Raw genomic sequence first — 22,661 nt, forward strand, 5'->3', positions numbered from 1 at the left:
TCGCATTTCAGGGTTAGTCTGTGCGCCCTCTTCCAAGGAACCGCCCGTCGATGCGCCGCCGCTCCCTCGCCCTTGCCCTGTCCCTGCTGCTGCCGGCCGGCGCGTTCGCCCAGCCCCAGCCGCAGGCCGCACCGGTCGCGACGCCCCCCGCCGCGCGCAGCAGCGCCACCGTGGTGCTGACTGCCGCGCCGGCCGACTGGCGCGCGCTGGACGGCCAGCGTGTGCGCGTCGCCGCACCGCTGACCCTGGCCGGCACCGACGGCCTGGAGCGCTTCGGCCAGCTCACCGTGGCCTTCGATGGCCGCCTCTGGCAGCCGACCGAAGTCGCCGCGCCGGGCACTGCCGGCTACGAGCAGGTGATGGCTGACAACCTGCGCAGGCGCCTGCTGCTGGACGATGGCAGCGACGCCCGCGACCCGGCCAGCGTGCCGTACCTGCCCGGCAACCCGGTGCTGCGTACCGGCATGCAGCTGCGCAATGTGGAAGGCATCGTGCGTGTAGACGCACAGGGCCGCCCCAGCCTGCAGGTCGAGGGCGTGTTGAAGCTGCCGGAACTGAAGCGTCCGACCGTGCCGACCGTGCCGGGCAGCCTGCACGTGGCCGCCTTCAACCTGGAGAACTTCTTCAATGGCGACGGCCAGGGCGGCGGGTTCCCGACCCTGCGCGGTGCGCGCACGCTGGACGAGCACAAGGCGCAGGTGGTCAAGCTGGTTACCACCGTCAACGCGCTCGGCGCCGATGTCGCCGCGCTGATGGAACTGGAGAACGACGGCTACGGCCCGCAGTCGGCCATCGCCGAGCTGGTCGCCGCGCTCAATCACGACCGTGGCGCACAGGGTGACTGGCGCTTTGTCGATGCTGGCAACGGCCCCGGCGACAACCCGATCCGGGTCGGCATCATTTATCGCAGTTCGCGCCTGCAGCCGGTCGGAAAGCCGGCCACGCTGACCGGCGGCCCGTTCGTCGAGCACAGCCGCGTACCGCTGGCACAGGCCTTCCGGGGCAAGCACGGCGCGCCGTTTGTGGTGGTGGCAAACCACTTCAAGTCGAAGGGCTGCCGCGATGCCGCCGGTGCCGACGCCGACCGCAACGACAACCAGGGCTGCTGGAATGCCACCCGGGTGAGCTCGGCACAGCAGCTGCACGCCTGGCTGCAGACCGATCCGACCGGCACCGGGGCCAAGGACGCGGTGCTGCTGGGCGATTTCAACGCCTACGCGATGGAAGATCCGATCCGCACCCTGCATGACCTGGGCTGGCAGGACGCGTTCAAGGTCGCCAAGGTCGAACATCCCTACAGCTACGTCTACAACGGCTACACCGGCCGCCTCGATCACGCGTTGCTCAGCCCGGGCATGGCCAAGCGTCTGCGCGGCGCCGCCGAATGGCACAGCAATGCCGATGAGCAGGACGCCAGCGGCTACCAGGGTCGCAATGTGCAGGGCCCGTGGCGCAGTTCCGACCACGACCCGCTGCTGCTTGGCTTCGATAAATAACGCCCAACGTCGGGGTCGGATCCCATTCCAGCGGAATGGGCTTTGACCCCAATGCATCGCGGGATCTGAAACGTAGGGGTCAGAGCCCATTCCGTTGGAATGGGATCCGACCCCGATGCACGCACTCACCCCCAGGCGATCAACCCGATCGCCAGCACCGCCAGCGCCAGGCCGGCGCGGTTCCATCGGGTCGTTGCCTCGCCGAAGGCGAACACGCCCACCAGTGCGCCCAGCACCACCACGCCGATGTTCATGCCGGCGAACACGGTGGCCGGGCTGTCTGGCATCGACTGGTGCGCATGTACATAGAAAAGAATGTTGCCGCCGTTGAGCAGGCCCAGCAGCGCGCCGGCACCGAGGTTGCGCCAGGCCAGCCGGCTGCGGCCACTGAAATGCCGCCACAGCTGCATCGCCAGCATCAGCACGAAGGCCACGCTGAAGCTGGCCAGCACCGCCGCCATCGAGGGTGTGCCGGACAGCGCCACCTGCTTGAGCAGCACGTCCACTACCGCGAACCCAGCCCAGACACCCAGCAGCCAGCCCCAGCGGCCTGCTGAGGAGACGACTGCCGGCCCGCGCGGGCGCAGGCTGATCGCCACCATTGCCAGCAGGCCCAGGCCGAGCCCGACCAGCTTCCAGGGCGTGGCGGTCTGGCCGAAGAACAGGAACGCGGCGGCCAAGGACAGCAGCAGCGACAAGCGCTGCGCCACATCACTGCGGACGATGCCGGCCACCGCGACCGCGCGGCCCAGCACCAGGAAGATCGACGGCAGCACCACCGCCAGTGCCAGCAAGGACAGCCACGGGGCATGCGGCGCGCGCAGTGCTTCCAGCGGCGGCTGCAGCACCACGGCGGTGAGCGTTGCAGCCACCAGGTAGTTCCAGGTGACCATCTGCGCAACATCCAGCTGGCGGCGTCCGGCCACCTTCAACAACACCGAGACCAGCACACTGCAGATCACGGCCAGGGACAGGTAGAGCATGGGGCGGGCACAGGGCAGGGGCGAGGGACGGTATCATGTTGCCATGCACAAGCCCTCGTTCCCCGTCGCCCCCGGCGAAACCGCCTGCCTCGCACTGGACGGTCCGGCCGGCCCGCTGGAAGTGGTCGTCGACCTGCCCAAGGCCGATGTGCCGGTGCAGCCGATCGTGGCCATCATCTGCCATCCGTTGTCCACCGAAGGTGGCACCCTGCACAACAAGGTGGTCACCATGACCGCCACCACCCTGCGCGAGCTGGGCATCTCCACGGTGCGCTTCAACTTCCGCAGTGTGGGCGCTTCGGCTGGCGGGTTCGACCACGGCGTGGGTGAGCAGGACGACCTGAGGGCCGTCGCCGCCTGGGTGCGCAGCCAGCGCCCCGACGATCGCCTGTGGCTGGCAGGCTTCAGCTTCGGCTCGTTCGTTTCGCTGAAGGCCGCCGCGGAACTGCAGCCGGAAGCGCTGATCTCGATCGCGCCGCCGGCCGGTCGTTGGGACTTCGATGGCGTGCAGCCGCCGGCACGCTGGCTGGTGATACAGGGCGAGCAGGACGAGATCGTCGACCCGCAGGCGGTCTACCAGTGGCTGGACACGCTGGACTTCCCGCATGAGCTGGTGCGCATGCCCGAGACTAGCCACTTCTTCCATCGCAAACTGATCGACCTGCGCGGCGCGCTGACCCACGGCGTCAAGCACTGGCTGGGCGCGGCGGCATGAGTGCAACCGAGTTGACCCCGTCGCAGCGGTATGCGGAAGGGGTCGCCCGTGGCGATTGGCAGAACGACCCGGCGCAGCATGCGGCGCTGGCCGAGCTGGACCGCATCCACCTGGGCCTGCTGGACAGCGCCGAGGACGGCTGGCTGGACCGCCTGTCCTCGTTCTGGAAGAAGCCCGAGCCAGTCAAGGGCCTGTACTTCTGGGGCGGCGTCGGCCGCGGCAAGACCTTCCTGGTCGACCTGTTCTACGACGGCCTGCCGATCAAGCAGAAGTACCGCACCCACTTCCATCGCTTCATGCGCAGCGTCCATGAGCGCCTGCGCGAGCACCAGGGGCAGAGCGACCCGCTGGCGAAGATCGCCCAGGAATGGCGCAGCAACCTGCGCGTGCTGGTGCTGGACGAGTTCTTTGTCACCGACATTGGTGATGCGATGCTGCTGGCGCGACTGCTGGAGCGGATGTTCGCCGAAGGCGTGACCCTGGTCACCACCTCCAACACGGCGGTGGAGAACCTGTACCTCAACGGCCTGCAGCGCGAGAGCTTCCTGCCTGCCATCGGGTTGCTGCAGCGTTTCTGCGTCGAGCTGTACGCCGAAGGTACCGAGGATTACCGGATGCGCGCGTTGACCCGTTCGCCGGTGTACCGCGCGCCACTGGCCGCCGACAGTGACGACTGGCTGGCCACGCGCTGGAACGAACTGAGCGGCGGCCAGCCGGCCAAGGCCGGCAACATCGAGATCGAGGGTCGCAAGATCCCGGTGCGTGGCCGTGGCAAGAGCATCGCCTGGTTCGATTTCGCCGCGCTGTGCGAAGGCCCACGCGGCCCGTCGGACTACATCGAGATCGCGCACGAGTTCAACACGGTGCTGCTGGGTGGCATTCCCGCTTTTGATCGCCTGAACGAGGATGCCGCGCGCCGCTTCGTCAACCTGATCGACGAGCTTTACGACCGTCACGTCAACCTGGTCTGCACCGCCCGCACCTCGCCGATCGAGCTGTATACCGGCCAGCGCCTGCAGGGGGCATTCGAGCGCACCGCCTCGCGCCTGATCGAAATGCAGAGCGCCGAATACCTGGGCACCCCGCACCGGGCGTGATGGGTAGTTTCCTGTAGAGCCGAGCGCGGGCTCGGCTCCACAACCGCGCCGCGCGGTTACCGGGTCGGCGCCACCGCATTCGCGCGTGGCCGCTCACCTGGCCCGGCCGACACATGCAGGCCCGAGCCATCGTCGTGCGTCACCCGCACGCTGTCACCACGCTCCAGCAGCCGCAACGGCTGTCCCTGGTAACGCACCTCCAGCGTGTCATGGGCCGCCGCCAGTGACTGCACCAGCGGGCACAGCGCCATCGCCTTGGCCTCCAGCTGCTGGCTGCGTGCTTCCATGCGGCGGTCGACCTCGGCATCGAGACGGTCGGCGCGGCTCTCCATGGCGCCGGCGCGGCCGGTGAACACCTGCCACAGCACGCTGCGCGTCATCGAGGCGGCCATCGTCTCGGCCATCTGGTCGATATGCCCATCGAAGCCATCACCGAAGGTGGCCTGTTCCCAGTAGCCACGCCCGAGGCTGGCGTCGATCCAGGCCTGCATCTCACCGCGCATCGCGCGCATCTGGCGGTTGCCGGACTTGCCGGTGATGGCCTCGAAGGCGGCGTCCAGCGCATCGAAGGTGACCCCGGAGACTTCGTGGGCCAGCGCTGTGGCGGCCGGCATCAGCTGGCGGGCGCCGGCCTCCATCTGCCGCAGGCGCGCGGCGTCGGCGGGGCTGACCGTCACCATCGCGCCGTCCAGGCTCAGCTCGCCGTCGTGGAACACCACTTCATGGGGGGCCTGCGGGCCATGCCGCAGCCAGATGCCGCCGCTGTCCACCAGCACGTCATAGTCGGTATGGATGCCACACTGGTCCGAACGCAGGTCCGGCCCCTCGGCGGCCAGCGCCGGGGTGACGAACAGGGCGGGCAGCAGAGCCAGCAGGGGCAATCGCAGGTGCATCGGACGATCCTTCTCCGCAGGCGAGCGGACAGCATCCGCTGCCAGCGCGCGGGCGTCGCCGGCCGGAAGTCATCCCGTCCACCGGATTCCCACCGGCTGCCCACCACCTATCCACAGGGTTGTCCCTAGCCAGCTTCATCACTGTCATGTGAAGCTGTCATTGTTCCGTTTCCGTGGTGCGTTGTGCCACCGCGATGACGCCTTTCGGACTTGACTGCGCAGCCCGATCCGGCAGGTCTGAAGCGTCTGATCAGGGCGCCGATGGCACGATCCTTGCGGCGCAAGGGATTGCCGAATTTCACTACATTTGGCGTTGACGGACCCCTTTACCCCCACTATCTTGTGGCCGTCGGTCGCGGCGACCCCAGGTCTAGGGGTCCACAGGTAACCCTCCACGATCGTCAATGGCAGTGGCAGGCGCAGGGTCTCATTCCCTGCGACGCCGTCCTGCCATCCTGGGCTGTCATGTCCCGGGCCGCGTCAACCGATGCACCGAGCACCCCCCAATCACGCCAAGAGGACACACGCCGTGAGCACCGAATCCAGCGCCACCATCGAGAAGGAAAGCGAATTCCTGTTGACGTCGCCGCCGACGGCCAACGCGATGAGTGTGACCAAGCGCAACGGGACCACCGAACTGGTGGACCTGAACAAGATCGTGCGCGCGGTGCAGCGTTCTTCTGAAGGCCTGCACGCCGTCGATCCGATGCGCGTGGCCACCCGCACCATCTCCGGCCTGTACAACGGCGCCACCACCCGTGAGCTGGACGAACTGTCCATCCGTACCGCCGCCCTGCTGATCGGTGAAGAGCCGGAGTACGGCCGTCTGGCCGCGCGCCTGCTGGCCAACTACATCGCCAAGGAAGTTTCGGGCCAGGAAATCTACGCCTTCTCGCAGTCGGTCAGCCGTGGCCATGAAGTCGGCCTGATCAACGACCGCCTGCTGAACTTCGTGCAGACCAATGCACGCAAGCTCAACGACGCCATCGATGGCGCGCTGGACCTGAACTTCGATTACTTCGGTCTGCGTACCCTGTACGACCGTTACCTGCTGCGCCACCCGCACACCCGCAAGGTGATCGAGACCCCGCAGCAGTTCTTCCTGCGCATCGCCAGTGCGCTGAGCGAGGACGTGCCGGAAACCCTGGCGCTGTACAAGCGCATGGGCAACCTCGACTACCTGCCGTCCAGCCCGACCCTGTTCAACTCCGGCACCACCCACGAGCAGCTGTCCTCGTGCTTCCTGCTGGACTCGCCGCAGGACTCGCTGGAGTCGATCTATTCCAAGTACGGCGACATCGCCCAGCTGTCGAAGTTCTCCGGCGGCATCGGCGTCAGCTACACCCGCGTGCGTTCGCGTGGTTCGCTGATCAAGTCGACCAACGGCCACTCCAACGGCATCGTGCCGTGGCTGAAGACCATGGATTCGTCGGTGGCCGCGGTGAACCAGGGCGGCAAGCGCAAGGGCGCGGCCTGCGTGTACCTGGAAACCTGGCACGCCGACATCGAGGACTTCCTCGAACTGCGTGACAACACCGGTGACGAAGCCCGCCGTGCGCACAACCTGAACCTGGCCAACTGGGTGCCGGACCTGTTCATGAAGCGCGTCGAGGCCGACCAGGAATGGTCGCTGTTCGATCCGCGCGTCGTGCCGGAGTTCACCGACCTGTTCGGCGAAGCCTTCGAAGCCGCCTACCTGCAGGCCGAAGCGCAGGGCAAGGCCAACCGCACCATCTCCGCGCGCAAGCTGTATGCCCGCATGATGCGTACGCTGGCCGAGACCGGCAACGGCTGGATGACCTTCAAGGACAAGTGCAACCGCGCCAGCAACCAGACCCTGCGTCCGGGCAACGTGATCCACCTGTCCAACCTGTGCACCGAAATCCTGGAAGTCACTTCCAACGATGAAACCGCGGTGTGCAACCTGGGTTCGATCAACCTGGGCAACCACTTCGACGAGCACAACGAGTTCGATTTCGAGAAGCTGGCCGAGACCGTGCGCCTGGCCGTGCGCCAGCTCGACCGCGTCATCGACCTGAACTTCTACCCGATCGAAACCGCCCGCCGCGCCAACCTGCGCTGGCGTCCGGTCGGCCTGGGCTGCATGGGCCTGCAGGACGTGTTCTTCCGCAAGCGCCTGCCGTTCGACAGCGCCGAAGCCCGCGCCCTGTCGAAGAAGATCGCCGAAGCGATCTACTTCCACGCGCTGGAAACCTCCTGCGAGCTGGCCCAGGAACGTGGCAAGCACCCGTCGTTCAACGACACCCGTGCCGCCGGTGGCGAACTGCAGTTCGACGCCTGGAACGTGGTGCCGGAAGACACCGCACGCTGGGATGCCCTGCGTGCCCGCATCAAGGAACACGGCCTGCGCAACTCGCTGATGATCGCGATTGCCCCGACCGCGACCATCGCCTCGATCGCCGGTTGCTACGAATGCGTCGAGCCGCAGGTGTCCAACCTGTTCAAGCGCGAGACCCTGTCTGGTGACTTCCTGCAGGTCAACCGTTACCTGGTCAACGAGTTGAAGAAGCTGGGCATGTGGACCGCCGACATGCGCGATGCCATCAAGCTGGCCGAGGGCTCCATCGCCGGCGTGGCACAGATTCCGGAGGCGCTGCGCGAGGTCTACCGCACCGCGTGGGAACTGCCGATGCGTTCGCTGATCGACATGGCTGCCGAGCGTGGCGCCTTCATCGACCAGTCGGCCTCGCTCAACCTGTTCATGGAAAGCCCGAACATCGGTGCGATGTCTTCCATGTACATGTACGCCTGGAAGCAGGGCGTCAAGACCACGTACTACCTGCGCTCGCGTCCGGCCACCAAGATCGCCAAGACCACGGTGAGCAACGCGGCTCCGGCCAAGGTGTTCAGCCCAGACGAAGCTGTCGCCTGCTCGCTGGAAAATCCGGAAGCCTGCGAGGCCTGCCAGTAACACCGCGCGGTGGATTAACGCGCGGTGGGTGCCGACCGCTGGTCGGCACTGCTGCTCGACTACGGAAACACCAAGGTAGCGCCGGGCCACGCCCGGCGTTTTGACCCGAGAAGACAAGGAAACACCCATGGCCGACAAGCCCAAGCAGATGCTGCTCGATCCCGGTTTTGAACTGACCCTGCGCCCGATGCGCTACCCGCAGTTCTATGACATGTACCGGAATGCGATCAAGAACACCTGGACGGTGGAAGAGATCAACTTCCAGATCGACATCACCGACCTGCACAGCAAGATGTCGCCGGGTGAGCGCCACCTGATCCATCGCCTGGTCGCGTTCTTCGCCACCGGCGATTCGATCGTGTCCAACAACCTGGTGCTGAACCTGTACCAGCACCTCAATGCGCCGGAAGCGCGCATGTACCTGTCGCGCCAGCTGTATGAAGAAGCGCTGCACGTGCAGTTCTACCTGACCCTGCTGGACAACTACCTGCCGGACCCGGAAGAGCGCGTCAAGGCGTTCGCCGCGGTGGAGAACATTGACTCGATCAAGAAGAAGGCCGATTTCTGCTTCAAGTGGATCGATTCGATCCAGGACCTGAAGCGCATCGAGACCCGCGCCGAGCGTCGCCAGTTCCTGCTCAACCAGATCTGCTTCGCCGCCTGCATCGAAGGCCTGTTCTTCTTCGCTGCCTTCGCCTACGTGTACTACTTCCGTTCGCGTGGCCTGCTGCCGGGCCTGGCCTCGGGCACCAACTGGGTGTTCCGCGACGAGAGCGCGCACATGGAGTTCGCGTTCGAGTCGGTGCGTGTGGTGCGCGAGGAAGAGCCGGACCTGTTCGATGATGAGATGAAGCAGCAGGTCTATGACATGCTGGCCGAAGCCATCGAATGCGAAGTGCAGTTCGCCGAGGACGTGCTGTCCGGCGGCGTGGCGGGCATCTCGACCCGCGACATGCGCCAGTACCTGCAGCACTGCGCCGACCAGCACTTCGCCAAGCTGGGCATGGAAAAGAAGTACAACGTGCGCAACCCGCTGCCGTTCATGGAGCTGCAGGACGTGCAGGAGCTGACCAACTTCTTCGAACGCCGCGTCTCGGCCTACCAGGTCGGCGTGCAGGGCGAAGTCGCCTTCGACATGAACTTCTGATCGATCCGGTCAGGCGTGTCGCAACGAAGAACCCCGGCCAACGCCGGGGTTTTTTGTGGGTAGCGTCGGGCCACGCCCGGCGGATTCCATCCGGCCCATGGCTTGCTCGCCGGGCCTGGCCCGGCGCTACCTGCTGTCTTACCGCCGCCCTTCCACTGCCATGCGCACCGCCAGGCCGGCCAGCACCGTGCCCATCAGCCAGCGCTGTACCGCCTGCCAGGTCGGGCGCGCGGCGAGGAAGCCGGCGATGCTGCCGGCGGTCAGCGCGATCACGCCGTTTACGCTGACACTGACCAGGATCTGGGTGGAGCCCAGCACCAGCGACTGCATCAGTACGCTGCCTTCGCCGTCCGGATGCAGGAACTGTGGCAGCAGCGACAGGTACATCACCGCCACTTTCGGATTCAGCAGATTGGTCAGCAAGCCCATCGTGACCAGCCTGCGCGGGCTGTCCTGCGGCAGGTCGCGCACCGCAAACGGCGAGCGGCCGCCGGGCTTGAGCGCCTGCCAGGCCAGATACAACAGGTAGAGTGCGCCACCGATGCGCAGCGCGTCATAGGCGAACGGCACGGTCATCAGCAGCGCCGTGATGCCCAGCGCCGCGCACAGCATGTAGAACACAAAGCCCAGAGCGACCCCGCCCAGCGAAATCAGGCCGGCCATCGGCCCCTGGCAGATCGAGCGCGAGATCACGTAGATCATGTTCGGTCCCGGCGTCAGCACCATGGCCAGCGAGACCAGCGCAAAAGCGAGCAGGTCGGAGGTTGCGGGCATGACGGGTCCTGGCGGTGGGCGTGGCGCAGTGTAGCGCCGCCTGCACGGGGCCTGGCTTAAAATTGCCGTACCCCACACCGAAGCATCCCCCATGACTCCGATCCCCGAGACCGTGCCGCCCATCGAAGTGCGCATGGCCGAAATCGTCTTCCCCAACCACACCAACCACATGGGCACCCTGTTCGGTGGCCAGGCGCTGGCATGGATGGACAAGGCCGCCTTCCTCGCCGCCGCCCGCTACTCGCGCCGCACCGTGGTGACCGCGCGCAGCGACCAGGTCGATTTCAAGCTGCCGATCCGCATCGGCCAGATGGTGGAGACCATCGGCCGCATCGTCGAGGTCGGCCGCAGCTCGATGAAGGTCGAAGTGGAGCTGATCGCCGAGGACCTGCACAGCGGCGAGCGCAAGCTGTGCACCCGCGGCCACTTCGTGATGATCGCCCTGGGCGACGATGGCCACCCGGTGACCGTGCCGCAGCTTCCCGGCACCCCGGCCGCCTGAGCCCCTGCTTGCGGGGGCGCCTGAGCGCCCCCATCTGGCTGCCATGACCCTGCCGCTGACCGACTTCATCGACCGCGCCCAGCGCCTGTTCGTGCTGACCGGCGCCGGTTGCAGTACCGCCTCGGGCATTCCCGATTACCGCGATGCCGATGGCCAGTGGAAGCGCACGCCGCCGGTGACCTACCAGGCCTTCATGGGCGAGGCCGCCACCCGGCAGCGCTACTGGGCGCGCAGCCTGCTGGGCTGGCCGCGCTTCGGCCTGGCCCGGCCCAACGGAAGCCACCAGGCGCTGGCCGCACTGGAAAGCCGCGGCAAGCTGCAGGTGCTGCTGACCCAGAACGTGGACGGCCTGCACCAGCGTGCCGGCAGCCGCAACGTGATCGACCTGCATGGTCGCCTGGATCTGGTGCGCTGCATGGGCTGCGAGCGTCGCGGTGGCCGCGAGGATTTCCAGCAGCGGCTGCTGGATGCCAATCCCGGCTGGGATGCGCTGGAAGCCGGCATCGCCCCGGATGGCGACGCGGACCTGGAGACCGACTTTTCCGCGTTCGTGGTGCCCGATTGCCCGTACTGCGGCGGCCTGTTGAAGCCGGATGTGGTGTTCTTCGGCGAAAACGTGCCGCGTGAACGCGTGGCGGTGGTGCATGACCACCTGCAGCAGGCCGATGCGGTGCTGGTGGTGGGCTCCTCGCTGATGGTCTATTCCGGCTTCCGCTTCGTGCAGGCCGCCGCCAGGGCCGGTCTGCCGGTGGTCGCGTTGAACCGTGGCCGTACCCGTGCCGACGACCTGCTGCAGTTCAAGGACGAGCGCGATTGTGCCGAGGCCCTCGCTGGGTTCACCTCCGGGTAGCGCCCGGGCGCGCCCGGCGGGCGCACAGCGCGGCATCGGACACCCGCCGGGCGTGGCCCGGCGCCAAGTTCATGCGCCCCCACGAAACAGCGATCCATCCAGACGGTTGATTCGCAGGCCGTGCAGGGGTGCAATACGCCCCCTCTATCCGCCTGTCCCCCGCATCGCCGTGACCCAGCTGTTTTCGCCGATTTCGTTCGGCCCCCTGACCCTGTCCAACCGCATCGTCATCGCGCCGATGTGCCAGTATTCCGCCGAAGATGGCCGTGCCAGTGACTGGCACGCCATGCATCTGGGCAACCTGGCGCAATCCGGTGCCGGCCTGCTGATTCTGGAAGCCACCGCCGTCGAGCCGCGCGGCCGTATCAGCTGGGCCGATCTGGGCCTGTGGGATGACGGCACCGAGGCGGCCCTGGCACAGGTGCTGACCAGCGTCCGCCGCTGGTCGCCGATGCCGCTGGGCATCCAGCTGGGCCATGCCGGCCGCAAGGCCTCAGTGAGCCGTCCGTGGGACGGCGGTGGCCAGCTGCCGGCCAACGACGCACGTGGCTGGGCCACCGTGGCGCCGTCGCCACTGCCGTTCCATGCCGCCGATCCGGCGCCGCAGGAACTGGACGAGGCGGGTATCGTCGAGGTCATCGCCGCCTTCGCTGCCAGCGCCCTGCGCGCCGAGCGCCTGGGCTTGGAGCTGATCGAGCTGCATGCTGCGCACGGTTACCTGCTGCACCAGTTCCTCTCGCCGCTGAGCAACCATCGCACCGACGGCTACGGTGGCTCGCTGCCGAACCGCCTGCGCCTGCTGGTGGAAGTGTTCGACGCGGTGCGCGCGGCGGTATCGGACAAGGTCGCTGTGGGCGTGCGCATTTCCGCCAGCGACTGGGTCGACGGTGGTTGGGACCTGGTGCAGAGCGAGGCGCTGGCGCAGGTGCTGGACGCGCGTGGCTGCAACTTCCTGCACGTTTCCAGCGGTGGCCTGGATGAGCGCCAGAAGATCACCGTCGGCCCGGGCTACCAGGTGCCGTTCGCAGCGGCGATCAAGGCCAAGGTGCGCATGCCGGTCATCGCGGTGGGCATGATCACCGAGCCGGAGCAGGCCGAATCGATCCTGCGCCATCGCCACGCCGATGCCGTTGCGATGGCCCGCGGCATCCTCTATGACCCGCGCTGGCCGTGGCATGCTGCCGCCGCACTGCGCGACAGTGTGGTACCGGCGCCGCAGTACCTGCGCTGCGAACCGCGCGATGCGCGCGGCGTGTTCAGCACACGCTGATGCTCATACCCGCCAGGCCGGCGCCATGCCGGCCTGCAGGTGCTCGAACAGCGCGCGGATCTTGGCAGTGAAGTCGCGGCGGTCGCTGACGCAGAAATAGACCTCCATCGGCTCCGGGCGCCACGCACTGTCCGCGTCGAACACCGCCTGCAGGCGGCCATCGCGCAGGTACGGCTCGGCCACGAACGCCGCCAGCCGGGTGATGCCCGCGCCGGCGGCGGCCAATGTGGCCAGCGCATCGATGTCATCGCAGACCATGCTCGCCGGCAGCGCCGCGTCCATGCGCTGGCCGTCCTTCAGCAGGCCCCAGCGCAGTGGCCGGCCATCGGTGGGGAAGCGGTGCAGCAGGCCGCGATGGCCGCCCAGCTCCGAAGGCTGCTGCGGCGTGCCATGTGCTTGCAGGTAGGCCGGCGAGGCACAGAACACGAACGGCACCCGTGCCAGCTGCCGAGCGACCACACCGTCTTCGAGCTGCGCGCCGATGCGGATACTGGCGTCCACCGCTTCCGGACCATGCTGCACGGCGCGGTCGGTCAGGCGCAGCTCCAGCTGCAGTTGCGGGTAGCGCTGCTGCAGTGATGGCAGCAACGGCGCCAGCACGTGGCGGCCGAACGCGCTGCTGCAGGCAATGCGCAGTGGCCCGGCAGGCTCGATGTCACCGGCGGTGACCATCGCCTGCGCGCGCGCAAGGTCGGCCTCGATATGGCGTACCTGCGCCAGATACAGCGCACCGGCCTCGCTGAGGGCCAGCTGGCGCGTGCTGCGGTTCAGCAACCGTACGCCCAGATGGGCCTCGAGCCGGTTGATGTTCTGGCCGACTGCGGTGGCGCTGATGCCCAGAACGCGGGCCGCAGCGGCAATGCTGCCGGTCTCTGCGGTGCGGGTGAAGCTGCGGATCAATTGCAACAGGTTCATGACCGACCAGCTTGCCACGGGAGGCCCCAAGTATCGCTTGGGACTGAACCAAGCCACTCGGTTGCATTGGTGACCAACGATCCGATCAACGGTGTGCTGGCCTACACTCGGATGATGCGCCCCGACTCCATCCTCACCCTGTCCTGCCCCGACCGCACCGGTATCGTCTACCGCGTGTCCGGCCTGCTGTTCGACCACGGCTGCAACATCCTCGACGCCCAGCAGTTCGGCGACGAGGAGAGTGGCCGCTTTTTCCTGCGCGTGCACTTCGACCGCGATGCCGGCCTGGCGCTGGACACCGTGCACGGCGCGATGGCCGCGCTGGCCTCCGATTTCGGCATGGATTGGCAGTTGCATGATGGTCGCCGTCGTGCGCGCCTGCTGGTGCTGGTCAGCAAGCAGGGTCATTGCCTCAACGACCTGCTGTTCCGCGCACACAGTGGCCAGCTGAAGGTGGATATCGCTGCGGTGGCGTCCAACCACGCCGACTTCGCGCCGCTGGCCGCGTCCTACCAGGTGCCGTTCCATCACCTGCCGGTGAATGCGGAAACGCGCGCGGCGCAGGAGCAGCAGATCATCGACCTGGTCGATCGCGAGCGCATCGACCTGGTGGTGCTGGCGCGCTACATGCAGATCCTGTCACCCACGCTGTGCCGCGCGCTGGCCGGCCGCGCGATCAACATCCACCACAGCTTCCTGCCCAGCTTCAAGGGCGCGCAGCCCTATCACCAGGCGCACGCGCGCGGGGTCAAGATCATCGGCGCCACCGCGCACTACGTCACCGAAGACCTGGACGAAGGCCCGATCATCGAACAGGACGTGGCCCGTGTGGACCACGCGATGGCACCGCGCGAGCTGGTGCGGCTGGGCAGCGATACCGAATCGCTGGTGCTGGCGCGTGCCGTGCGCCGGCATGTGGAGCACCGCATCCTGCTCAACGGGCACCGCACGGTGGTGTTCCGCTGACGTTCTACCTGATCCATGCCCGGCGGTCATGCCTCAGATGACCGGAATCCCCGCCTTGCCCAGTGCCTCGCGCACCATCGTGTCGTTGGCGCCGGTCACCGGCCGGGTCAGGTCCCACAGGAACTTCACCCGGAAGCCGGATTTCACCGCGTCCTGCGCGCTCCACAGCACGCAGTAGTCGCGGGCCAGGCCGCAGACGTGCACCTCGCGGATGCGACGCTCGTGCAGCCAGCCGGCCAGGCCGGTCGGCGGGCGCTCACCGTCGGGGCCGTGGTTCTCGCGGAAGGCGCTGTACGAGTCCACCTGTGGGCGGGTGCCCTTGCGCAGGATCAGATCGGCCACGGTCCAGTCCACGGCCGGGTGCAGTGCGGCGCCATCGCTGCCCTGCACACAATGGTCGGGCCACAGGGTCTGTGGCTGCGCGTGCAGCAGGATGGTCTCGAACGGACGCTTGCCGGGGTGCAGGCTGGCAAACGAGGCGTGGTCGGCCGGGTGCCAGTCCTGGGTGGCCACCACGGTACGGTAGCGGCGTTGCGCCAGCAGTTCGGCAATCGGCGCGACCAGTGCATCGCCCTGGTCGCAGGCCAGCGCGCCACCGGGCATGAAGTCCGGCTGCAGGTCGATCACCAGCAGGGCGACATCGGCGGGCAGGGCGGTCATGGCAGGTCCAGCACAACGGAAGGGGCGACCAGCGTGGCCGCCCCCTGGCTGCACGTCAATCGCCCTGCGGCGTCTCAGCGTCCTGTCCGTAGTACAGCAGGCCGATCTTGATCCGTTCGCGGCCGTTCTCGCGGCGGTGGCGGTTGGCATCGCGCAGCGAGTACACACAGCCACAGTACTCCTGCTGGTAGAACTGCTCGCGCTTGCTGATCTCGATCATGCGACTGGCACCACCGCCCTTGCGCCAGTTGTAGTCCCAGTACTGCAGGCCCTCGTAGCGCGAGGCGGCACGGATACCGCAGTCGTTGATCTGCGCCATGTTCTTCCAGCGCGAGATGCCCAGCGACGAACTGATGGTGTCGTAGCCATGTTCATGCGCGTACAGCGCGGTGCGCTCGAAGCGCATGTCGAAGCACATCGTGCAGCGGATGCCGCGCTCGGGCTCGTTCTCCATGCCGCGCGCGCGGCTGAACCAGTTGTCGGTGTCGTAGTCGCAGTCGATGAACGGAATGTTGTGCTGTTCGGCGAAGCGGATGTTCTCCTGCTTGCGCAGCTCGTACTCCTTCACCGGGTGGATGTTGGGGTTGTAGAAGAAAATCGCGTAGTCGATTCCGGAGGCGGTGATTGCCTCCATCACTTCGCCGGAACACGGCGCGCAGCACGAATGCAGCAGCAGGCGTTGGCCGTCGGCTGGCAGGGTCAGGGCAGGGCGTTGGAGCTCGGTCATCATCAGGTACCGCACGGAGCGCCGGCAACGGCGGCGACCCATGCCTCAAGGCGTGGGGGACAGGGCTGGCCGGATACCGTGAAAAGGACGCGCGTGGCCACGCCGCCTGCACGTGCAGGACAACGACGGCCCCGGCACCCTCCCCGCGGAGAGTCCAGGTCGAGTCAGGGGACGGTCGTGTCCCCCGGCCGGGGCCGGTATTCGGGCTGATGGACGCGGGCCGCAGCCCCCCTACTACCTGCCGCTTCCCAGGCGCAAGCCCAGTGCTGTTGGCAGGATTCGTTTCCATTCACCGCTGCGGGGCAGCTCCGGAATGGGCGCACGAGGCGCCTTCACCGGATTCCCGTTTAAATCCATCCCGTCATCCGAACGTGGGGTGGATACCTTCGGCGTGTGCAAGGTGGACCCGTTGGCGGCAATGGTCAAGGGCCAAAGACCGCGCCGTGCTGTGGCTCATTTCTCAGGTTGTGAGAGCGTCCCTTGCCATACTGGACACCGACGGACGGGAGAGGGCTTGTGGCAGACAAGTATTGCGATCTGGTCATGAAAGGCGGCATCACCAGCGGCATCGTGTACCCGAATGCGGTACTGGCGCTGGCGCGCGAGTATCGCTTCAAGAGCATCGGCGGTACGTCGGCCGGAGCCATCGCCGCGGCAGTGGCAGCAGCAGCGGCCTGCGGTGATCGTCGTCAGCAGGCCGGTGAACACCTGCCTGGCGACGCTGGCTACGGCGGACTGTCGGCGGTATCGGCACAACTGTCGCGGCGCGGCTTCATCTACAGCCTTTTCCAGCCGGCACACGGGGCACGGGCGGCCTACCGGCTGCTGGTGGTGCTGACCGGCAACGCCGGACTGCCGCGCAAGCTGCTGTGCCTGGCCATTGCCGTGTTCGAGATCGCGCCGCTGGAAGTGCTGGTGTCGCTGGCGCTGTTGCTCGGCCTGGGCTGGTGGGGCGGTGGCTGGAGCGGTGTGGCCGCCACCCTGCTGCCGTCGCTGCTGTGCGCCTACGGCGCGGGCGTGGCCGGTGCCGCGCTGCGGGTAGCGAGGGTGGCACGGCGCAACCTGCTGGGCCTGTGCAGCGGCCTCGGCCGCGATGCGCGCAAGCCCGCCCTGACCGAGTGGTTGCATGCCTGCCTGCAGCAGCTGTCGGGCAAGCCACTGGATGTGCCGTTGACCTTCGCCGACCTGCACGATGCACCGCGTTATGCCGGCGAGCCTGACAGCCCGCATGCGATCAGCCTGCAGATGATCACCACCTGTGTCTCGCACAACGAGCCGCGCACGCTGCCACTGGGCGGCGCGCAGTTCTGGTTCCTGCGTGAGGAGTTCGAGCAGCTGTTCCCCGCCAGCGTGGTGCAGTGGCTGGTGAAGCAGGCCGGCCCGCCATTGGAGGTGGAAGGGCGTCAGTACTACCACCTGCCGCAGGGCCCGAAGCTGCCGGTGCTGGTGGCCACGCGCATGAGCCTGAGCTTCCCGCTGCTGATCAGTGCGGTACCGCTGCATGAGCCCTCGCGCCGCGAGCGTCGCTGTGAGCCCACCGCACCGGCGGCCGACCAGGAGCACAATGTGGCCGACAGCATGGAAGGGCTGACCAGTGCCGGGCAGACCTGCGGACCGGTGATCACCGCGTTCCGCATCTGCTGGTTCTCCGATGGCGGCATCAGCAGCAACTTCCCGATCCATCTGTTCGATGCTGCGTTGCCGCGCTGGCCGACCTTCGCCATCAACCTGGTCTACCCACAGCACGCCGAGGATGTGAGTCATGGCAGCAGCGGCCGCCAGGCGCTGGAGCACGCGGTGTTCCTGCCCACCGAGAACCGGCATGGCTGGCAGCGCACCTACCAGTCGATCGCCACGCCGCTGGCCGCTGCCGAACTGGGCCGCTTCCTGTTCGCGGTGGTGGCGACCATGCAGAACTGGCGCGACCTGCTGCAGGCGCGCGCGCCGGGCTACCGCGACCGCATCGTGCATGTCAGCCTGCAGGGCGACGAAGGCGGCATGAACCTGGACATGCCGCAGGAAGTGCTCACCCGCATCGCCGACAAGGGCAGCCTGGCCGGTGCGCGCTTCTGTTCGTTCTCGTTCGAGAACCACTACTGGATACGCTGGCGCAACCTGGCCTCGGCCTACCAGCGCTATACGCTGGAAGTGGCGCGCACCGACGACCCGGCGCAGCAGGTACTGGCGTATCGCGCGGCCTATTCAATGGTCGCCAGCGGCGCGCCGACGCCGCCGTCGTACAAGCTGGGCTCGGAGGACAAACGGTTGGGCTCACAGCAGCTGTGGGGGCTGATGGTCGAGCAGGGCCGCAGCTGGGATGACCTCGGCCCCGACCTCACCGACGGCGCGCCGCGGCCGCTGCCGCAGATGAAGGTGACGCCGATCTACTGAGCCGGTCCTCGGTAGATCCACGCCATGCGTGGATGCACCTCCAATCGGGGTCAGATCCGTTTTCTGCAGGAAAACGGATCTGACCCCTCCCCGCGATGCCTTATCGCCACGGCTCCACCACCGCATCTCCCTGCAGTGGTGCGTACAGCGGCAACGCCAGTTCCTGCTTCACCCAGCCCGGGTTGAGCGCACGCAGGCCCGCCAGATACTCACGGGCGAGCGCGGTATCCCCCTGCCGCATCGCCAGTCGCGCCGCACGCGCCCAGGTGCGGTCCCAGCCATGTGCCAGCGACAACGAGGTGGCCAGCGCCGCGCGCGCACCGGCCACATCGCCCTTCTCCCAGCGCTGCTCGGCGCGGATGATCGCGTCGTTGGACAGGCGCATGTCGTACAGCTCGCGCAGGCGCGCCACCGCGTGCGGATCGGCGTCCACGCGCAGGTCGGTGTCCTGCCAGTCGCCGCCAGGTGTGCGCACCAGCAGCGCGGCCGACCACTGTCCGCTGCGCTGGCCGCCCGCCGCCTGGCCGGCCTCCAGCGCCACCAGCAGACGCGCCGCCAGCGCACCGCGCGATGCGTCGAAGCTGCGCTGCATGGCGGCCAGCACCTCCGGCCCGGCCAGGCCATTGCCCTGCACGCTCAACCTGCCCTCGCCGTGCGCGCCTGCCCACGCGGCCTGCTGTGCGGTGGCGCCGGTGTACTGCGCATTGCCGCCACGCGCGCTGACCAGCCCCACCTGGCGCTCGGCCACGGTGGTGCCATCGAAATCACCGTCTTCATCGAGCAGTTGTTTCAGGACCTGTGCAGGCGTGCGGCCCTTGGCCAGCAGGGCCAGTCCCTTCGAGCCGTAGGTCAGATTGGTTTCGAACTGGCTGGCGACGGCGCCCACCCTGGCCTGTGCCCACGGCACGCCGACGCCGCCAACGCCGAGATTGTGCGTGGCCACTGCCACGCCGCAGTCGCCCGCATCATTGCAGGCCGCGATGGAAAAGGTCGCCCACGCTGGTGCAGCGGTGGCAGCGAGCAGCAGGGCCAGGCAAGGGCGTAGCAGAAACATGGGCTTCTCCATGGGCGGGCATCCCGATTGGGATGCAGCGTACGCACGAAAGGTTTAGTAGATCCACGCCATGCGTGGATGAATGTCCATCGAAATCGAATATCTCAAACATTCGTCGAAGAGCATCCGCGCATGGCGTGGATCTGCCGTGTCGACCAAGGTCGACACCTACCAACAGCAGCAGGAACCTGTCGAAGGCGGACCCACCCCGCGATCCCACGGAATGCAGCCTTTTGACGTTGACGTTGATTCGGCGGGTGCAGGGCGCAGCCCTGCCGAACCAACCCCTACCTTCCCGGCAACTGCGCGAACGCGCGCTGCATGCAGTCCTCGCGCGGGCACACTCGGCAGCCTGGGCCGATCGAGACCGAGTTGCCCGGGCTCTGCACGTCCAGCCCCAGCGAATACACCAGGCGTTCGGCGTGCTGCAGGTCGCAGCCGAGCGCGACCGCGAAGGTCTTGCGCGGCTGGCCATGGCCCACCGGGCCGCTGCTGACCTGCCGCGCCAGCCAGAAATGGCGGCGGCCGTCGGGCATGCGTGCGGTCTGGGTGAGGATGCGCCCAGGCTGGTTGAACGCCTCGTAGACGATCCACAGCGGGCAGGAGCCGCCCACCTGCGAGAAGTGGAAATCGGTGGCCGAATGGCGCTTGGACACATTGCCGGCGCGGTCCACGCGGATGAAGAAGAACGGCAGCCCGGGCGCACTGCGGCGCGCCAGCGTGCTCAGCCGATGGCAGACCGCCTCGAATCCGACGCCGAACTGGTGCGCCAGCAGTTCGATGTCGTAGTTGCTGGCCTCGGCCGCGCGCAGAAAACGCATGTATGGCATCACCAGCGCGCCGGCGAAATAGTTCGACAGGCCGATGCGGGCCTGCGCGATGCGCGCCTCATCGGTGAACCCGGCGCGTGCCACCACCGCATCGATCTGCGGCAGATAGCCGCGCAGGGCCAGCTCGGCGGCCATCTGGAACGCCTGCTGGCCCGGCTCCAGGTAGTCCGGCAGCCACAGCCGGCGCGTGCCGGCGTCGTACTGGCGCTTCTCGCGCCCAGCCTGCAGCGCGGCCACTTCCACCAGTACGCCATGACGGTCGGCAAGCAGCTGGCGCAGGCGCGGGGCCACGTGCCCGGGCGACAGCCCCCACTCGCCGAACAGGCCCTCGGCCAGTTCATCCAGTTCCGGAATGTGGTTGTGCATGCGGTTGAAGAACTCACGCACCTGGTCGCCAGCCGGCAGGGTGCTGCCGACGCCAGGCTCGCCCAGCTGGAATTCCAGTGCGGCGGCATGTTCGCGCAGGGCCAGGTGGCGCCGGTGCAGGTCCAGCAGCGCGCGGCTGACCTGCGGCAGGTTGCCGGCCAGGGCGCGCAGTTCGGTGGCGCTGACCTCGGCCAGGCCGAGGTCGCGCAGGGTCTCGCCCAGTGCTTCCTGCAGTGCAGCGGGCTCATCCTCGTCGAACAGGGCGGAAACATCGCCGAGTACCTGGCCCAGCTTCTTCTGCACCGCAGGGGTCAGCGGGCGCTTGTTGCGCTCGATCTGGTTCAGGTAGCTGGCCGACAGCCCCAGCGCCCGTGCCAGGTCGGCCTGGCTGTAACCGCGCTGCTCGCGCAGCCGCAGCAGGCGCAGGCCGAGTTGTCGCTGGGAGGCTGAATAATTCACAAAATTAACAGGAATCGTGGGTCACGTTGACCAGATTAAGCGGGTTCAGCCCGGAAATCGAGGTGGGCGCTGTGAATAATGCCAAGCATCTTTCGCACCCCGTGGGATTGTCGTCATGACTGTTGCAGCGCCCCGTATCCGCATGCTGATCGATGGCCAGTTCGTTGAATCGGCCACCTCCCACTGGCAGGACGTGATCAATCCGGCCACCCAGGACGTGCTGGCCCAGGTGCCGTTCGCTACTGCCAGCGAAGTCGACGCCGCTGTCGCTGCCGCCAAGGAGGCCTTCAAGACCTGGCGCAAGACGCCGATCGGTACCCGTGCGCGCATTTTCCTGAAGTACCAGCAGCTGATCCGCGAGAACATGAGCGAGTTGGCGCACATCCTCACCGCCGAACAGGGCAAGACCCTGCCGGACGCCGAAGGCGATGTGTTCCGCGGCCTGGAAGTGGTCGAGCACGCCGCTGCCATCGGCAACCTGCAGCTGGGCGAGCTGGCCAACAACGTGGCCAACGGCGTGGACACCTACTCGATCATGCAGCCGCTGGGCGTATGCGCGGGCATCACCCCGTTCAACTTCCCGGCGATGATTCCGCTGTGGATGTTCCCGATGGCGATCGCCACCGGCAACACCTTCATCCTCAAGCCGTCCGAACAGGACCCGATGGTCACCATGCGCCTGGTCGAACTGGCGCTGGAAGCAGGCATCCCGAAGGGCGTGCTGAACGTGGTGCACGGCGGCGAAGAAGTGGTCAACGCGATCTGCGACCACCCGGACATCAAGGCCGTGTCGTTCGTCGGTTCCACCCGCGTCGGCACCCACGTCTACAACCGCGCCTCGCTGGCCGGCAAGCGCGTGCAGTGCATGATGGGCGCCAAGAACCACGCGGTGGTGCTGCCGGACGCCAACAAGGAACAGACCCTCAACGCGATGGTCGGCGCCGCTTTCGGTGCGGCCGGTCAGCGCTGCATGGCCGCCTCCACCCTGGTGCTGGTCGGCGAAGCACGCGGTTGGGTGCAGGACCTGGTCGAGAAGGCCAAGACCCTGAAGGTCAGCGGCGGCACCGTTGCCGGCACCGACGTGGGCCCGGTCATCTCCTGCAGCGCGCGCGAGCGCGTGGAAGGCCTGATCGCTTCGGGTGCGGAGCAGGGTGCCAAGCTGGTGCTGGATGGGCGCAGGCCGCAAGTGGATGGCTTCGAGAAGGGCAACTTCGTCGGCCCGACCATCTTTGCCGGTGTCACCACCGACATGCGCATCTACCAGGAAGAAATCTTCGGGCCGGTGCTGGTGATCCTCGAAGCGGAAACGCTGGATGAAGCCATTGCCATGGTCAACAGCAACCCGAACGGCAACGGCACCGCACTGTTCACCCAGTCCGGTGCGGCCGCGCGCAAGTTCCAGGAAGACATCGACGTCGGCCAGGTCGGTATCAACGTGCCGATCCCGGTGCCGGTGCCGCTGTTCTCGTTCACCGGTTCGCGCGCCTCCAAGCTGGGCGATCTGGGCCCGTACGGCAAGCAGGTGGTGTTGTTCTACACCCAGACCAAGACCGTCACCGCGCGCTGGTTCGATGACGAAACGCTGAGCCACGGCGTCAACACCACGATCAGCCTGAAGTAACGGCAGGAGCAGC

Annotated in this window: 19 protein-coding genes and 1 riboswitch; of the genes, 11 read left to right on the plus strand and 8 right to left on the minus strand. The window is 67.2% G+C overall.

Features of this window, described 5'->3' with window-relative positions:
• Window positions 1–50 precede the first annotated feature (50 nt).
• Complete coding sequence (locus ABH900_RS16105; protein WP_429624146.1) at window positions 51–1,496, plus strand: ExeM/NucH family extracellular endonuclease; 1,446 nt, start codon at window positions 51–53, stop codon at window positions 1,494–1,496.
• Window positions 1,497–1,621: 125 nt separating this feature from the next.
• Here the strand turns inward: ABH900_RS16105 and ABH900_RS16110 are convergent, their stop codons facing one another.
• A complete protein-coding gene (locus ABH900_RS16110; RefSeq protein ID WP_429624147.1) occupies window positions 1,622–2,479 on the minus strand; it encodes an EamA family transporter in 858 nt (285 codons plus the stop codon).
• 43 nt (window positions 2,480–2,522) lie between these two features.
• On the opposite strand from ABH900_RS16110, the gene ABH900_RS16115 reads away from it, so the two are divergent.
• Together ABH900_RS16115 and zapE are read left to right on the plus strand one after the other, a co-directional pair.
• Window positions 2,523–3,194, plus strand: coding sequence for an alpha/beta hydrolase (locus tag ABH900_RS16115; RefSeq protein WP_429624148.1), 672 nt, complete (start codon window positions 2,523–2,525; stop codon window positions 3,192–3,194).
• Entirely contained in the window at window positions 3,191–4,291 is a 1,101-nt protein-coding gene (zapE, locus tag ABH900_RS16120; RefSeq protein ID WP_429624149.1) for a cell division protein ZapE, read from the plus strand. The genes ABH900_RS16115 and zapE overlap by 4 nt, the downstream gene beginning before the upstream one ends.
• Window positions 4,292–4,347: 56 nt before the next feature.
• Here the strand turns inward: zapE and ABH900_RS16125 are convergent, their stop codons facing one another.
• Complete coding sequence (locus tag ABH900_RS16125; protein WP_429624150.1) at window positions 4,348–5,184, minus strand: DUF2884 family protein; 837 nt, start codon at window positions 5,182–5,184, stop codon at window positions 4,348–4,350.
• A gap of 529 nt (window positions 5,185–5,713) precedes the next feature.
• Here ABH900_RS16125 and ABH900_RS16130 point away from each other — a divergent pair.
• Both ABH900_RS16130 and ABH900_RS16135 read left to right on the plus strand, forming a co-directional pair.
• Window positions 5,714–8,116 carry a ribonucleoside-diphosphate reductase subunit alpha gene (locus tag ABH900_RS16130; protein WP_429624151.1) on the plus strand — a complete coding sequence of 801 codons (2,403 nt, stop codon included), beginning with the start codon at window positions 5,714–5,716 and terminating at the stop codon, window positions 8,114–8,116.
• Window positions 8,117–8,243: 127 nt separating this feature from the next.
• The gene (locus tag ABH900_RS16135; RefSeq protein WP_008264781.1) at window positions 8,244–9,263 is read left to right on the plus strand and encodes a ribonucleotide-diphosphate reductase subunit beta; all 1,020 of its coding nucleotides are present in this window, start codon (window positions 8,244–8,246) and stop codon (window positions 9,261–9,263) included.
• A gap of 138 nt (window positions 9,264–9,401) precedes the next feature.
• Here ABH900_RS16135 and ABH900_RS16140 read toward each other — a convergent pair whose 3' ends face one another.
• Window positions 9,402–10,037, minus strand: coding sequence for a LysE family translocator (locus ABH900_RS16140; RefSeq protein WP_429624152.1), 636 nt, complete (start codon window positions 10,035–10,037; stop codon window positions 9,402–9,404).
• Window positions 10,038–10,128: 91 nt separating this feature from the next.
• Between ABH900_RS16140 and ABH900_RS16145 the strand changes: the two genes are divergently transcribed.
• The 3 genes from ABH900_RS16145 to ABH900_RS16155 all read left to right on the plus strand — a co-directional run bounded on the left by ABH900_RS16145 (window position 10,129) and on the right by ABH900_RS16155 (window position 12,659).
• On the plus strand, window positions 10,129–10,539 hold the full coding sequence (locus ABH900_RS16145) for an acyl-CoA thioesterase (protein WP_429624153.1): 411 nt from the start codon (window positions 10,129–10,131) through the stop codon (window positions 10,537–10,539).
• Window positions 10,540–10,582: 43 nt separating this feature from the next.
• Window positions 10,583–11,389, plus strand: coding sequence for an NAD-dependent protein deacetylase (locus ABH900_RS16150; protein WP_429624154.1), 807 nt, complete (start codon window positions 10,583–10,585; stop codon window positions 11,387–11,389).
• 169 nt (window positions 11,390–11,558) lie between these two features.
• Window positions 11,559–12,659, plus strand: a complete 1,101-nt coding sequence (locus ABH900_RS16155; RefSeq protein ID WP_429624155.1) for an NADH:flavin oxidoreductase/NADH oxidase — start codon at window positions 11,559–11,561, stop codon at window positions 12,657–12,659.
• A gap of 3 nt (window positions 12,660–12,662) precedes the next feature.
• On the opposite strand, the gene ABH900_RS16160 is transcribed toward ABH900_RS16155, so the two are convergent.
• A complete protein-coding gene (locus ABH900_RS16160; RefSeq protein WP_429624156.1) occupies window positions 12,663–13,574 on the minus strand; it encodes a LysR family transcriptional regulator in 912 nt (303 codons plus the stop codon).
• 114 nt (window positions 13,575–13,688) lie between these two features.
• On the opposite strand from ABH900_RS16160, the gene purU reads away from it, so the two are divergent.
• Complete coding sequence (gene purU, locus ABH900_RS16165; RefSeq protein ID WP_429624255.1) at window positions 13,689–14,540, plus strand: formyltetrahydrofolate deformylase; 852 nt, start codon at window positions 13,689–13,691, stop codon at window positions 14,538–14,540.
• 33 nt (window positions 14,541–14,573) lie between these two features.
• Here the strand turns inward: purU and pncA are convergent, their stop codons facing one another.
• Both pncA and ABH900_RS16175 read right to left on the minus strand, forming a co-directional pair.
• Window positions 14,574–15,200 (minus strand): bifunctional nicotinamidase/pyrazinamidase, encoded by a 627-nt coding sequence (gene pncA / locus ABH900_RS16170; RefSeq protein WP_429624157.1) that lies wholly within the window; start codon window positions 15,198–15,200, stop codon window positions 14,574–14,576.
• A gap of 55 nt (window positions 15,201–15,255) precedes the next feature.
• Window positions 15,256–15,927, minus strand: coding sequence for an epoxyqueuosine reductase QueH (locus tag ABH900_RS16175; RefSeq protein ID WP_429624158.1), 672 nt, complete (start codon window positions 15,925–15,927; stop codon window positions 15,256–15,258).
• Between the two features lie 175 nt (window positions 15,928–16,102).
• A riboswitch (cobalamin riboswitch) is annotated at window positions 16,103–16,331 on the minus strand.
• Window positions 16,332–16,470: 139 nt separating this feature from the next.
• On the opposite strand from ABH900_RS16175, the gene ABH900_RS16180 reads away from it, so the two are divergent.
• Window positions 16,471–18,318, plus strand: a complete 1,848-nt coding sequence (locus tag ABH900_RS16180; protein WP_429624159.1) for an RpoH suppressor — start codon at window positions 16,471–16,473, stop codon at window positions 18,316–18,318.
• A gap of 100 nt (window positions 18,319–18,418) precedes the next feature.
• On the opposite strand, the gene ABH900_RS16185 is transcribed toward ABH900_RS16180, so the two are convergent.
• Together ABH900_RS16185 and ABH900_RS16190 are read right to left on the minus strand one after the other, a co-directional pair.
• Window positions 18,419–19,372, minus strand: a complete 954-nt coding sequence (locus ABH900_RS16185; protein WP_429624160.1) for a DUF1028 domain-containing protein — start codon at window positions 19,370–19,372, stop codon at window positions 18,419–18,421.
• 287 nt (window positions 19,373–19,659) lie between these two features.
• Window positions 19,660–21,027, minus strand: coding sequence for a helix-turn-helix domain-containing protein (locus ABH900_RS16190; protein WP_429624161.1), 1,368 nt, complete (start codon window positions 21,025–21,027; stop codon window positions 19,660–19,662).
• Window positions 21,028–21,142: 115 nt separating this feature from the next.
• Here ABH900_RS16190 and ABH900_RS16195 point away from each other — a divergent pair, with 115 nt between their 5' ends.
• Window positions 21,143–22,648 carry a CoA-acylating methylmalonate-semialdehyde dehydrogenase gene (locus ABH900_RS16195; RefSeq protein ID WP_429624162.1) on the plus strand — a complete coding sequence of 502 codons (1,506 nt, stop codon included), beginning with the start codon at window positions 21,143–21,145 and terminating at the stop codon, window positions 22,646–22,648.
• Window positions 22,649–22,661 lie beyond the last annotated feature (13 nt).

The sequence above is a fragment of the Stenotrophomonas sp. AN71 genome (assembly GCF_050435725.1).
Classification (GTDB): Bacteria; Pseudomonadota; Gammaproteobacteria; order Xanthomonadales; family Xanthomonadaceae; genus Stenotrophomonas.